13 protein-coding genes are annotated in these 11,829 nt (G+C 65.8%); 6 read left to right on the top strand and 7 right to left on the bottom strand.

Annotation, left to right across the window (positions count from 1 at the left end; genetic code table 11):
* Nucleotides 1-3 precede the first annotated feature (3 nt).
* The 3 genes from AB4Z42_RS02270 to AB4Z42_RS02260 all read right to left on the bottom strand — a co-directional run bounded on the left by AB4Z42_RS02270 (nucleotide 4) and on the right by AB4Z42_RS02260 (nucleotide 2,835).
* Complete coding sequence (locus AB4Z42_RS02270; RefSeq protein WP_442007487.1) at nucleotides 4-1,473, bottom strand: serine/threonine-protein kinase; 1,470 nt, start codon at nucleotides 1,471-1,473, stop codon at nucleotides 4-6.
* A 238-nt stretch (nucleotides 1,474-1,711) separates the two neighbouring features.
* Nucleotides 1,712-2,386 carry a GNAT family N-acetyltransferase gene (locus AB4Z42_RS02265; protein ID WP_442007486.1) on the bottom strand — a complete coding sequence of 225 codons (675 nt, stop codon included), beginning with the start codon at nucleotides 2,384-2,386 and terminating at the stop codon, nucleotides 1,712-1,714.
* Between the two features lie 65 nt (nucleotides 2,387-2,451).
* The gene (locus AB4Z42_RS02260; RefSeq protein WP_442007485.1) at nucleotides 2,452-2,835 is read right to left on the bottom strand and encodes a nuclear transport factor 2 family protein; all 384 of its coding nucleotides are present in this window, start codon (nucleotides 2,833-2,835) and stop codon (nucleotides 2,452-2,454) included.
* A gap of 139 nt (nucleotides 2,836-2,974) precedes the next feature.
* On the opposite strand from AB4Z42_RS02260, the gene AB4Z42_RS02255 reads away from it, so the two are divergent.
* From AB4Z42_RS02255 to AB4Z42_RS02245, 3 genes are all read left to right on the top strand, one after another.
* Nucleotides 2,975-3,376, top strand: a complete 402-nt coding sequence (locus tag AB4Z42_RS02255) for a lipoprotein LpqH (protein ID WP_442007484.1) — start codon at nucleotides 2,975-2,977, stop codon at nucleotides 3,374-3,376.
* A 131-nt stretch (nucleotides 3,377-3,507) separates the two neighbouring features.
* Nucleotides 3,508-4,737, top strand: coding sequence for a cytochrome P450 (locus tag AB4Z42_RS02250; RefSeq protein ID WP_442007483.1), 1,230 nt, complete (start codon nucleotides 3,508-3,510; stop codon nucleotides 4,735-4,737).
* Nucleotides 4,730-5,401 carry a TetR/AcrR family transcriptional regulator gene (locus AB4Z42_RS02245; protein ID WP_442007482.1) on the top strand — a complete coding sequence of 224 codons (672 nt, stop codon included), beginning with the start codon at nucleotides 4,730-4,732 and terminating at the stop codon, nucleotides 5,399-5,401. The genes AB4Z42_RS02250 and AB4Z42_RS02245 overlap by 8 nt, the downstream gene beginning before the upstream one ends.
* A 1-nt stretch (nucleotide 5,402) precedes the next feature.
* On the opposite strand, the gene AB4Z42_RS02240 is transcribed toward AB4Z42_RS02245, so the two are convergent.
* A complete protein-coding gene (locus tag AB4Z42_RS02240; RefSeq protein ID WP_442007481.1) occupies nucleotides 5,403-6,164 on the bottom strand; it encodes a CDP-diacylglycerol diphosphatase in 762 nt (253 codons plus the stop codon).
* Between the two features lie 92 nt (nucleotides 6,165-6,256).
* On the opposite strand from AB4Z42_RS02240, the gene AB4Z42_RS02235 reads away from it, so the two are divergent.
* Nucleotides 6,257-7,183, top strand: a complete 927-nt coding sequence (locus tag AB4Z42_RS02235) for a LysR substrate-binding domain-containing protein (RefSeq protein ID WP_442007480.1) — start codon at nucleotides 6,257-6,259, stop codon at nucleotides 7,181-7,183.
* Here the strand turns inward: AB4Z42_RS02235 and AB4Z42_RS02230 are convergent.
* Complete coding sequence (locus tag AB4Z42_RS02230) at nucleotides 7,119-8,057, bottom strand: hypothetical protein (RefSeq protein WP_442007479.1); 939 nt, start codon at nucleotides 8,055-8,057, stop codon at nucleotides 7,119-7,121. The two genes, AB4Z42_RS02235 and AB4Z42_RS02230, sit on opposite strands and share 65 nt — an antisense overlap.
* 57 nt (nucleotides 8,058-8,114) lie before the next feature.
* On the opposite strand from AB4Z42_RS02230, the gene AB4Z42_RS02225 reads away from it, so the two are divergent.
* Both AB4Z42_RS02225 and AB4Z42_RS02220 read left to right on the top strand, forming a co-directional pair.
* Nucleotides 8,115-8,738 carry a TetR/AcrR family transcriptional regulator gene (locus AB4Z42_RS02225; RefSeq protein ID WP_442007478.1) on the top strand — a complete coding sequence of 208 codons (624 nt, stop codon included), beginning with the start codon at nucleotides 8,115-8,117 and terminating at the stop codon, nucleotides 8,736-8,738.
* Nucleotides 8,739-8,860: 122 nt separating this feature from the next.
* The gene (locus AB4Z42_RS02220) at nucleotides 8,861-9,190 is read left to right on the top strand and encodes a hemophore-related protein (RefSeq protein WP_442007477.1); all 330 of its coding nucleotides are present in this window, start codon (nucleotides 8,861-8,863) and stop codon (nucleotides 9,188-9,190) included.
* A gap of 10 nt (nucleotides 9,191-9,200) precedes the next feature.
* Here AB4Z42_RS02220 and AB4Z42_RS02215 read toward each other — a convergent pair whose 3' ends face one another.
* Together AB4Z42_RS02215 and AB4Z42_RS02210 are read right to left on the bottom strand one after the other, a co-directional pair.
* Nucleotides 9,201-10,571 carry a serine/threonine-protein kinase gene (locus tag AB4Z42_RS02215; RefSeq protein ID WP_442007476.1) on the bottom strand — a complete coding sequence of 457 codons (1,371 nt, stop codon included), beginning with the start codon at nucleotides 10,569-10,571 and terminating at the stop codon, nucleotides 9,201-9,203.
* 120 nt (nucleotides 10,572-10,691) lie between these two features.
* Entirely contained in the window at nucleotides 10,692-11,651 is a 960-nt protein-coding gene (locus AB4Z42_RS02210) for a 2-hydroxyacid dehydrogenase (RefSeq protein WP_442007475.1), read from the bottom strand.
* Nucleotides 11,652-11,829: the final 178 nt, after the last annotated feature.

The raw sequence follows: 11,829 nt of genomic DNA, 5'->3' as shown, positions 1-11,829 counted from the left end.
CGCTCATCTGGCTGCCGCGAATTGAATCATCGGCTCGGTGAACACCTGACCATCTGGCGTCGTGATCGACAATTTGTCGGGTGTCACCTGGTACCAGGTTCCGTCGGTCGGATTGGTGACGTCGAACCCACCCGAAGACCGCACGGCGTTCGCCAGCTCGATAGCAGCGCCGTCGCTCAAGCGGACACCGCGGTAGTAATAGTTCGCAGGACCGATTTCACAGACCACAAAGACAGATTGGGTGGTGCGCCCCATGACCGTCGCCGTGCTTCCAGAGCCGCATCGGGCCCCCGCGTAATCGACGAAGCCCTGCGCGTCGGTGCCGGGCAGGCTCGGCAGCTGCGGTGGCGTTGCGGTCGTTCCAGATGGTTTCGACGTCGTTTCAGCGTTGGTCGAAGGCACAGGCGCGGGCAGGCTTTGGTCCGTGTCGTTATTGCGAGCGATCAGAATGGCGCCGATCAAAGCGGTGGCACCAAATGTCGCTACCGCAGCTGCGGCGAGGATCAGACGCCCGCGCCCCTGCTGTCGGACCGGTTCTGGGCGAGCAGGTCCGACATATGCCGGGTCAACGGGTGAGGCCGGATTCCGCCATGGAGTCGTCACCTGATGAGCCCCTGGCAATGGTCGGGGGGCCGGGTTAAGGCTGGGCGGCATCGGGCGCGATGCCGCCACAGCACTTGCGGCCGTGGCGAGTTCGCCCGTTGAGGAGAAGCGCGCCGCTGGATCCTTGGCCATGCCTCGGGCAATAACCGCGTCGAACGCCTCGGGGATCGTCCCGTTCAGCCGGGAGGGTTTCGGTGGGTCTTGTGTGAGATGTCCGGAGATCTGTTGTTCGGCGCTGTCGCCGGGGTAGGGCTGCATGCCGGTGAGGCATTCGTGCAGCACACACGCCAGGGAGTAGACGTCGGCGCCGGCGTCAGCACTGCCGGTGGTGAACCGTTCGGGAGCCATGTAGGCCAAGGTCCCTACGAGCATTCCGGTTTTGGTCAGCTTCGCCCGCGAAACGTCCGTGGCGATGCCGAAGTCGATCAGGTAGGCGTAGTCGTCCTGGTCAACCAAGATGTTGGACGGTTTGACGTCGCGGTGCACCAGCCCGACCCGGTGCGCGGCCTGCAACGCCTTGGCGATCTGTCCGACGATTTCGACCGATCGAGCCGGCGGCAGCGGCCCGGCGGCAAGCACCTCTTGTAGATCGCGGCCCTCGATGAGCCTCATGTCGACATAGAGCCTGCCGTCGATCTCGCCGTAGTTGTGGATCGGAATGATGTGCGGATTACTCAGCCGCGCGGCCGCATCAGCCTCCCGACGAAAGCGCTGCACGAAGACGTCGTCCGCGGCCAATTGGGGCGCGAGCAGTTTGATGGCGACAGTTCGGTTGTTGGTCTCGGTATCCAGCGCGCGCCACACCTCGCCCATGCCGCCCTGCCCCAGCAGTTCGACGAGGCGGTAGCGACCGAACGGCGTGCCCTCCACATCGGCCTCCCGACAGAACTCCGCTTCAGGACACGATATAGAAGTGCCGAGTCCGGCGTGGGGCAGCGTGGGAAGTATCGAGGCGCCCCCCGAGCGTGTCCCCGGTAAGCGAGATCTTGTGTGCCAGGCTCGTAGCGACAACGTCGCTCATCTACTACCGCGCATCGCGAGTTCGCCGACTTTGTCGCTCGTAGCTTGGCAACCGCAATAGTCGTTGGCGAGCTGAGGCTGAATACCTTCAGCCCGCGCTGGTAGCCCCGGGAGCGCGGACCACCACCGGCACGGCTGGGAAATAGCGCGCCATCTCGGAACGCGCCTTGCGCAGGGCCGCGGTGCCGTAACCGTGCTGTCTGTGGTCGGGATGGATCCAGATCCGGACATTCACTTCACCGCCGGCCAGTTCCCCGAAAACCATTCCGACAGTTTGGGTTCCAATTTCGGCGACCAACCACACCGCATCCTCGGCGTTGATCCGTCCGACGGCTGAACCGATCTCGTCGTCGAGACTGTCTGCCGGCCCGCTGGAGCCGTCACCGTGTGTACCGATGTCGGCCGTCCGGGCTCCGAAGAGGTCTCGGTCGGCCTCGCCGGAGAACTCCCGCAGCTCCAGATGCTCTCCCGAGCTCTCGGGCCGTTCGATCAGCGTGAAGGTCAACCGGCTGTTCAGGTCGTCGAGTTCCGCCGCAATGCGGCGGCGCGCGTCCTTGGTGAGTTGATACAACGGCATCCCCACCACCGCTTCGGCTCCTACGCGCGTGGTCCCGAGGAGCGCGCCCACCGCGTCGACCGCCGCGCCTCGGTGCTCGGCGTCGACAATCACGTCGAGTACGTCGTGGCGGCGGTCAAGAGCGGCGATCAGGGCGTCAGCGATCTCACGGCGCGAGGCGGCGAAGTCGTGGTCATTGTCGGCCATGGCGCCAGCGTAAACGCTGGCCGGAAGATCCGCGGACTACAGGTCCACGGTCCACGCGGGCGTGCTCAGTCGGTGATCGCGGTCTGTTGATACAGGGCCAGCTTCCAGCCCCCCGCGCCGCGCGTGTACACCGACGACATCGCACCGACAAAGGGTTCGTCGGCACCTTCGCGGTATCCCGTGCCCTTATAGACGAGCGCGGCGGTGTCGGAGTCGATCTCGACGAGCTTCGCGTCCTCGATCTCGTACCGAGTCCACGGCGGCGACTGGCCCAGGGCCGACGTCACCGCATCGCGGTCCATGACCATTCCGTTGGCGAGCACCATCAGCGCGCCATCGGTCATCGCATTGCCGTAGAACTCGTCGCCGGTGCCATTGCTCAGCGACTTCCAACCGGCGTGCTCGAGTTCGAGAAGGGCGTCCAAGGTGCTGGATGATTCGGTCGTCATGAAGTGTCGGTTACCCGCCGACGCCGCCGTGTATCCGCATGGTCTGGACCCGCAGGCACCTGCTGAGCGATTGCCCGAACCGCGTTCGGGGTAGCCCCCGTTGTCAGGGGAGGAACTCATGCACACTCGGCTCACAGCGGTGCTCGCCGTGACGACTATCGTTTCAGGATGCGGCCTGACCGGACCGGCGCCTTCGGAGGCGTCCAAGCAATCCGGCAAGGTCACCGTGGGGGATAAATCGCAATCCACGAAATCGGTCAAGTGCACGCAGGATCAGTTTGGGCTGTCGATCGACGCGATCACGGAGAACGGCCGTGCCCGGGCCTACCTTCAAATCGGCGGTGAAGTACCGATCGTCAGGACGGTCAACCTCGAGAACATCGACGGCCTCAACGGCGTCTCCGGCGGTGACGTCGCCAAAGCCGAAGCCTCCGTCACCAAAGGCAACACCTACAAAATCACCGGCACCGCCGTCGTCTCCGACCCGGCCACACCGGGGAGCACCACAGACATGCCGTTCTCCATCGAGACACCCTGTTAAGGCAACGAACGATACGTTTCCGAAATTTTGTATGACCAGGCGACGCGAAGCGGCCTGAATTCGTTGACTTGGGCCTGATTCAGTCATACATTCTGTGCATTCTGTCGTCTCAGCCCCTGATAGGTGGCCGCATGACCGTCGACGTTCTTTGCCCCAATGTCTTCGACGCCGGCCTGCCGCCGCTGGACTACGGCGTCACAGACACGCCCGCCGAGGTCTATCCGCGGATTCGCGAGGCACAGGCGCAGGCCCCGATCGCCATCGGACCGTTCGGGCCCGAGATCATCTCCCACGAGCTGGCGCGGACGATGCTCCGCGACCCGCGCTTCGTGATCCCGCCCGGAATGAACCTGATGGTGCAGGGCATCACGTCGGGACCCCTGTGGGACAAGATCGTCAACAGCCTGCTCGGCCTCGACGGCGAACCGCACCGCCGGTTGCGCAGCCTGGTGTCCAAGGCCTTCACACCCCGGGCCAGCGCGCGTATGCACGACACCATCGTCGAAGTGATCAACACACTGATCGATGATGTTGCCGCCCAAGGACATTGTGACATCGTCACCGATATCGCCCGGCCGTATCCCGTGCCGATCATCTGCGCACTGCTCGGCGCGCCCCGCGAGGATTGGGAGAAGTTCTCGCGGTGGGCCGACGAGATCTTCACCGCCTTCACCTTCAACCCCGACGGAGTCGACCAAGCGTTCGTCATGCACGCGTGGGGCGAGCTCGACGACTACGTCGACGAGATGGTCGCACGTCGGCGTCACAGCCCGACCGACGATCTGCTCTCCGACTTGATCCGCGCTGAAGACGAAGGAGATCGCCTCAACGCCGCCGAACTGCGCATGCTGGCCGGGGGGCTTCTGCTGGCCGGCACCGACACCACCCGCAACCAGCTGGCCGGATCCATCGATGTCCTCGTCGACCATCCGGACCAGTGGGCGCTGTTGGCCGAGCACCCCGAACTGGCGGCCAGCGCGGTGGAAGAGACGATCCGCCATTCGCCCGTCGGATCCGGCACGCTGCGCACCGTCGCCGACGACACAGAGTTCGCGGGCCATCTCTTCCCCGCCGGGACCATGGTGATCGTCAATACGTTGGCCGCCAACCGGGATCCAGCGCTCTACGACGACCCCGACCGCTTTGACATCACCCGGTCCGACGCGCCGTCGGTGCTGACCTTCGGTGGCGGCATCCACTATTGCCTCGGCGCGAACCTGGCCCGGCTGGAGCTCGCCGAAGCCCTGAAGATCGTCACCCGGCGGATCAAGGATCCAGTGCGCAGCGGACCGGCGCCGTGGAAGCCGATGATGGAGTTGAGCGGGCCGCGGACGCTGCCGATCGAGTTCTCCTGTGCCTAGCCGCGGTTGGTCGGGCAATCCCCCGGCGACGGACGAGGAGGCGATCGACCGGATCCTCGACGTGGCCGATGACATCATCGCCGAACGAGGATCTGCGGTGCGCATCGCCGACGTCGCGCGCACGCTGGGCGTCACCCGTCAGACGGTGTATCGATACTTCCCGAGTTCCGAAGAGCTGTTGATGGCGAGCGGAATGCGCTCTGCCGACGGCTTTCTCGACCAGCTCGCCGAGCACACCAGCGGGTTGACCGAACCCGCCGCGGCCATGGTCGAGGGGATCGCGTTCGCCGTGGAGACACTCGCCGACGACCCTCAGTTCGCCAACGTGCTACGGCACGGATCCAAGGGCAGCTCGATGGTGTCGCTGACCTCCGACACCGCCAAGGCGTTCAGTCGCTCGATGCTTCACCGCTGCGATGTCGACTGGGAGAGCCACGGTTTCGACGAGGAGTCGCTCGACGAGTTGGCCGAACTCGGTTTGCGCACGTTTCACTCGATGCTCGTCGACCCGGGCCAGCCCGCCCGTGACGGATACGCGTTGCGCCGCTTCATCTCCCGGTGGTTGGGCCCCGCCGTCGTCTACCCGCGACTGGCCCAAGTCATGGAAGCACTGCAACCCGTCGGCACGCGGCCCAAGCGCAGTCGGCCGACCGCCGCGTCCTGACCTACTTCCCCACGACCGGGGCCGCACACACCTGGTGGTCCTGTACCGCCTCCCCGCCGCCGGTGTCGCCGGTCGCCGGATCCACCAGCCCGGCAAGCACGATGAAGCCGGGCCGACCGTCACCGAGAATCGCGCCCACGACCACCAGCGTCCTGCGTGCCATGTCCGCACGCGCCCCCGGCAGACCGTCGGCCAACAGATCGAACGGGTTGGCCGCGCCGAGGTCGTCGCCGGCGACCGCCATCGCGCTGTAGGGGTCGCCCGCGAGTGGCTCCGGGAACGACGCCCATGTCGGCCCGATATCGGCGACGTGCCGCAAGACCGCGTCGTGCACATCGGCACGGAGGCAATCGATGTGGATGTGGAGTTGGTTCTGCGACCGCGCGAACTCGGAGTTGATGGCCAGGCTCATCCAGTCGCGCGGCACGCTGCGGCCGAGCCGGTCGTCGACGAGGGAGCGCTCCTGCCATGCCTCCGCGAAGTAGTTGGTGGCGTCCGGCGCGAGCAGCTCGGGGCTTTCGATGCCGCTGATCCGCGCGGTCGGTATCAGGAGGTACTGCGCCGGGCCGTCGATGTCCTTCAGCAAAGCGACGCCGCTACCTTGATTCACGAGCGCACACGGGGCGGGGTCGTCGCTCGCCTGCTCGTGCGGCACGCACTGATCGTTCACAATGCGCCACAGCACGTCGGGGTCCGCACCCGCCAATCCGTTGGTCGCGAGAAGGATCGATACTGCGAGGATCAACGCGCGCGTCCATGCCACGACGGAATTCTTGCAAATGATGGCCTGCCCGGCGCCTAGACTCATGCACCATCGCCGCGCAAATTGCGTGTAGTGATGCGAGGAGTGCATCAGTGTTTTCACTCGCCCGGCTGTCCTGCTTCGTCGCCGTCGCCGAAGAGCTGCACTTCGGCCGCGCCGCCGAACGCCTCCACATGACCCAGCCCCCACTGAGCCGCCAGATCCAGCAGCTCGAGAGCGAGCTCGGCGTCCAACTCATCGACCGCACCACCCGAACCGTCACGCTCACCCCAGCCGGCGTCGCCTTCCTCCCCGACGCGCGACGCATCCTCCAACTCGCCGAAGGCGCCGCCCAGACCGTCAAGCGGATCCCGGAAGGGGATCTCGGCACGGTGGTCGTCGGCTTCACCGCGGCGTCCGCCCACGTGGTGCTCCCGCGACTGCTCAGTGCGGCGCGCGAGAAGCTGCCCGACGTGAAACTCGACCTGCGCGAGATGGTCACCGCCGTCCAGCTCGAAGGTCTGATGAGTGGTGAAGTGGATCTGGGCATGGCGCGCCCGCCGGTGAAGCGCCCCGGGCTGGTTTCGCGTCCCCTGCTGCACGAACAGTTGATCGCCGCACTCCCGGAAGAACATCCGCTCGCGGCGATCAACCGTCAGCTGACGCTCAACGACCTCGACGGCCAGGACGTCATCATGTATTCGCCGGTCCAGGCACGGTATTTCAACGAGTTGCTCATCAGCACGTTCACCATCGCCGGGGCGTCGCCGCGCTATGTGCAGTATGTGACGCAGGTGCACACGATGCTGGTGCTGGTGCGCACCGGTATCGGCATCGCACTGGTTCCCGCGTCGGCTGCGACGCTGCATCCGGACAACGTCGTCTTCCGCAGCATCGGCGCCTTCCGCGAACGCCCCGTGGAGCTCGACGCCGTATGGCGCGGGGACAGCAGGAATCCGGCCCTGCTGCGTCTGCTCAGAGACGTTCTGCCGCAACGGGAGTGGACGACCGACGATCTGGTCGAGGACGTGCTGAGCTAAGAGTCGGCTCAGCCCGAGGGCGGGTCAGGAACTCGAGCCAGGCGAGCCATCGCTGCGTCGGCGGCGTCCACACGTGTCGTTGATCGGCGGGCCATGCGTAGGCGGGTGTGCCCTCGTCGATGAGATCGAGGAGGCGCGGCTCGGCGAGGACGCGCGCCGAGGCGGCATAGAGCGCGTCGGCCCGCGTGGCGATCACTCCGAAGTCCACCATCCGGAAGAATCTGTTCTCGGTGGCGACGATTTCGTCGATCTCGACGTCGGCGATCGGGTAGCTAACGGGCAGAACGTCTTTCATCGACAACAGCGTCTGCGGTCCACGCGCCCGCGGATGACCCACGAGCCTTGCGACGAACGCGAATCGGCCGAGCGCCAGATCGGCGTCGATCACCAACGCGTGTGCGTACAGCACCCGCACCAGCACCACGTTCATGAAGAACCGCTCGGCCTGCGCTTCCCGCGCGGCGAGGTCCACGTGCGACAGGTAGCCGGCGACAACGCTCGCGTTGTGGGCCAGATACCACGACCGCGCCGACGGTGCGCGGAAGAAGTCGACCCAGTGCTGCACGGTCGCACTGGATGCCACCGAGTCCTCACGCTCCACCAGAAGTCGAGCTTCGAGAGTGTCTCGCAGCAGGTCCTCGTTGACGGCGCGCCACCACGGACTGCCCGGCGTCTCGGCATCCAACGCGTTGAGCACACCCCGCGCCTGCTGCCATCGCATGAACGCGACGACCGCCCGTCGGTACGTGCGGTAGGGCCGACGCACGTTGCGGAGCGCGTACGTGTCCGCGACGAGACGAATTCGAGCGGCGGGGTCGTCGCGGACCTCGGCAACCATCCGCTCGGCGTCACGCGCTGCGGTCGCCTGCTCCATGTCCCGCTCCCATCCATGTAAACACTATTAACATCATTCGATGTTAGCGTTGTAAACATGCCTCGTCCAGTGGAGATTCCCGACACCGCGGGATCGGCCCGCGGCAGCTACCACCACGGGGACCTGAAGCGGGCGCTGACGGACGCTGCGCTGCAGTTGGTGCAGGAAAAGGGGCCTAAAGGGTTCACGCTGCGCGAGGTGGCCCGGCGCGCGGGGGTCAGCGCCGCGGCGCCGTACCGGCACTTCGCCGACAAGACGCAATTGCTGGCCGCCGCGGCCGCTCAGGGCTTCGTCCAGCTCCACGAGGCGCTGGACGCCACGGTCACAGCCACGGACGACCTTTCCGAGCAAGTGTTCGCGATGGGCAGGGCATATGTCCGGTGGGCCGTCACCCATCCCGACTACTACCAGGTCATGTTCGGCTCCGAGCTCGACAACACCGAGAGTCCCGAGGTGCGAGCAGCCGGTGAGCGGGCCTTCAAGGACTTGCTCGACACGATCGTGCGGTGCCAGGAGGCCGGGCTGCTGCCCGCAGGTAATCCGCGCGACATCGCCGGGCCGGTTTGGTCACTGCTGCATGGTGTTTCGACGCTGACGATCGGAAGCCACCTCGCCAACGTCGGAATCCGTGAGGAACCTGAGAAACTGGTCGAACGATCTCTGAGCGAACTGTTGTTCTGAATTCTTATGAGCGACACCTATTTCTTAGACCTTGCTCAGAGATGTTCTGCCGCAAGCGGAATAGGCTTTGGCTAGCTCACCAAAATCTGGCGAGCGCAGCTAAGCCGTGCTAACTTCGCGGTATGCGGTCTATAGCGAAAGTTCTCGTCGTCTCCGGCGGTCTGGTGTTGTCGTTGACCGCTGGCGCCGGAATGGCGTCTGCACAGGATCTCTCCCCGATCATCAACACCACATGCACCTACCCACAGGTGCTCGGCGCGCTCAACGCGCAAGACCCCGCCGCTGCGGCCGATCTGACCAGCTCGCCCATGGCCAACGGCGTCGTGCAGGACTTCCTTGCTTCCCCTGTTCCTCAGCGTCAGGTGACGGCCCAGCGGCTCTCAGCCATGCCGGCCGCCGCGCAGTATCTCGACACGATGCTGGCGGTCGCGGGCACCTGCAACAACTACTGACCCGAGAACGCTAGGCGGGCCCCGAGAGGTTGCCGTCGCGGACGTCCTGGCGGCATTCAGCTCGGGTCTTGTCGGTTTGAGTCACGCAGACCTGCACCTGTTCCTCGATGCCCGGCGGAAACACCTCATCGGTAGACGCGGGCGCGGCCGTCGGATCCAAGCTCGTCACGGCGCCCTGATACACCGACCACAGCTGGGCATTGGTGGCGGGGAATCGCGAGCAGTACGCCTGCTGCCCGCTCGTCGCCACACCGGCGGAACCGAGGGGGTCGCAGTCCGCACCGATCCGGACCACGGGAACGGCCGGGGAATTGACCGTCGGCTGGACCGGTGGACGCTGCGCAGCGGGTTGCTCATCCTTTGTCGTGATGGCCAGGCCGATCGCGATCGCCGCGCCGCCGAGCACCGCGACCACACCCGCCGCCAGCAGGGCGTACCGCAAGCGGTGCGACTCACCAGCACCCGTTGACCTCTGCTTTTTCCGCTTTCCCGACGGCAGTGCCTGCACCGTTCTGTCCGTCGCGCCCAGCCCCTGCGCCGCCGCAGACAGGCCATGGGCCATCGCCTCGGCGAATTCGGTGCACGAGTCGAAACGGTCGGCGGGCGACTTGGCCAACGCGCGATCGAACGCGGGTCCCAGCCCGGAGAGTTCGGGAATGCGGTCGCCGATGGAAGGCGGGCTGGCCGTGAGGTGATTACTGATGACCACCGCGGGATTGTCGTGCTGGAACAACTGCTGGCCGGTGAGGAGATGGAACGCGGTGGCGGCCAGCGCGTACTGGTCGGCCCGACCATCGAGAGCGTGTCCCATGAGCTGTTCGGGCGCGGCATAGGCCACCGTGCCGACGGTCATGTCGGTGGCCGTCAGACCTGCCGTGTCCTTCACCATACGGGCGATCCCGAAGTCCGCAAGCAGCGCGCGGCTGAACTTCGAGTTTGACTGAGCCAGAAGGATATTCGACGGTTTGACGTCGCGGTGCAGCAGCTCCTGCTGATGCGCATAGTCCAGCGCGTCGGCCACCGCCGTCACGATCCGCACGACATCCTCGGGTGGCAGACCGCCGCCCCCACGCTCGGCGAGCATCCTCGCCGCGTCGGTGCCTTCGACGAAGTCCATCGTGATCCACAGCTGGCCGTCGTACTCGCCGCGGTCGTGGACGCCCACGATGTGCGGATGCCACAGTCGCGCAACTACGTTGGCCTCGCGGTTGAAGCGCTCCGCGTACTCGCGGTCGGTCGTCAGCTCCATCGGCAGGATCTTGAGGGCGTCGTACCGCGGCAACCGGGGATGCTGGACGAGGTACACCTCGCCCATGCCGCCTGCGCCCAGCTTGCGCACGACGGTGTAACCGGCGAAGACGTCGCCTTCGGCTAACGACATGGACTCGTGCCCCCCATAGTGCCGCTATCGCCGTTTTGAGCCATCCGCAAACCTTCGCACGCGGGACCGCCGCCGTCGCTGTGGGGCTCGCCAAATCCTCGACAATTACCCGCGACCGAGCTAGCCCGAGGCTGTGACCGGCATCGGGACGGGAGTGACGAGCACTCCCGACTCGAGGAAGCTGTTCAGGTTGCGCAGCGTGAGGTCCTCCATCGCCGCGCGGGTCTCGACGGTGCCGCTCGCGACGTGCGGCAGCACGACGACGTTGTCCATCGACAGCAGCGCCTCCGGCACGTTCGGCTCATCCGCGAAAACGTCCAGGCCTGCGCCGGCCAGCCGACCGTCGACCAACGCCGACACCAATGCCTCTTCGTCGACGACGCTGCCGCGGGCGATGTTGATCAGGTATCCGCGTGATCCGAGCGCGTCGATCACCTCGCTGCTCACCAGTTTCTGGGTGCCCGCGCCGCCTGCCGCCGCCACGATCAGGACGTCGACCGCGGCAGCCAACTCTACCGGCGAGCCCACATACGTGTAGGGCGACTCGTCGACCTCACGCCGGTTGTGATAGGAGATCGTGCATCCGAAAGCACTGAGCCGCTTGGCTATTGCGCTGCCGATGCGGCCCAGCCCGATGATCCCGACGCGGGTGTTGCTCACCTGACGCGTCAGCGGATAGCTCCCGTCGACCGGCCACCGGCCGGCCCGCACGTAGCGATCCGACGCCGAGAACTGGCGCAGCGTGTCGAGCATCAGCCCAACGGCCGTATCCGCCACGCAGTCGGTCAGCACGTCCGGGGTGTTGCTCACGGCCACGCCGCGAGCAGCTGCCGCGTCGACATCCGTCGTGTCGTAGCCGACGCCGAAGTTCACCACCGCGCCGAGATTCGGCAGCGCCGCCATCAACGCCGCGTCCACACCGGTGCGTCCCGACGTCACCACCGCGCGGATCTCGGCACCGTGCTCGGCGAGAAAATCCGCGGGCTCATCGGGCAGTACGTACGCCGCGTAATCGTCGCGCAGCGTCTGCGCCAACGACGGCTTCAGCGGGCCAACCTGCAATACGGATCGAGTGCTCATAGTGCTGCCCACGCTACGACGACCTGCGGATACCCGTCCAACATTCAATTCGCATGGACTTATATCGAAAGCGCATCACTGACCGACCGTCGACCGCCGTGGGGTATCGGAAGGTTGCCCAGGGCGGCAACACTGCAGCTCAGAAACGCTATCTGAGGGTCGCCACGAGTTGAACGAC

The organism is Mycobacterium sp. 2YAF39, assembly GCF_052114565.1.
Classification (GTDB): domain Bacteria; phylum Actinomycetota; class Actinomycetes; order Mycobacteriales; family Mycobacteriaceae; genus Mycobacterium.
The sequence above is the reverse complement of the archived record's forward strand: the minus strand, read 5'-3'. Positions and strand labels throughout refer to the sequence as shown.

Coding starts and splice junctions, on each gene's coding strand:
- AB4Z42_RS02265 (WP_442007486.1), bottom strand. CDS start 2,386: ATGGCCGACAATGACCACGACTTCGCCGCCTCGCGCCGTGAGATCGCT.
- AB4Z42_RS02260 (WP_442007485.1), bottom strand. CDS start 2,835: ATGACGACCGAATCATCCAGCACCTTGGACGCCCTTCTCGAACTCGAG.
- AB4Z42_RS02250 (WP_442007483.1), top strand. CDS start 3,508: ATGACCGTCGACGTTCTTTGCCCCAATGTCTTCGACGCCGGCCTGCCG.
- AB4Z42_RS02230 (WP_442007479.1), bottom strand. CDS start 8,057: ATGGAGCAGGCGACCGCAGCGCGTGACGCCGAGCGGATGGTTGCCGAG.
- AB4Z42_RS02225 (WP_442007478.1), top strand. CDS start 8,115: ATGCCTCGTCCAGTGGAGATTCCCGACACCGCGGGATCGGCCCGCGGC.
- AB4Z42_RS02220 (WP_442007477.1), top strand. CDS start 8,861: ATGCGGTCTATAGCGAAAGTTCTCGTCGTCTCCGGCGGTCTGGTGTTG.
- AB4Z42_RS02215 (WP_442007476.1), bottom strand. CDS start 10,571: ATGTCGTTAGCCGAAGGCGACGTCTTCGCCGGTTACACCGTCGTGCGC.
- AB4Z42_RS02210 (WP_442007475.1), bottom strand. CDS start 11,651: ATGAGCACTCGATCCGTATTGCAGGTTGGCCCGCTGAAGCCGTCGTTG.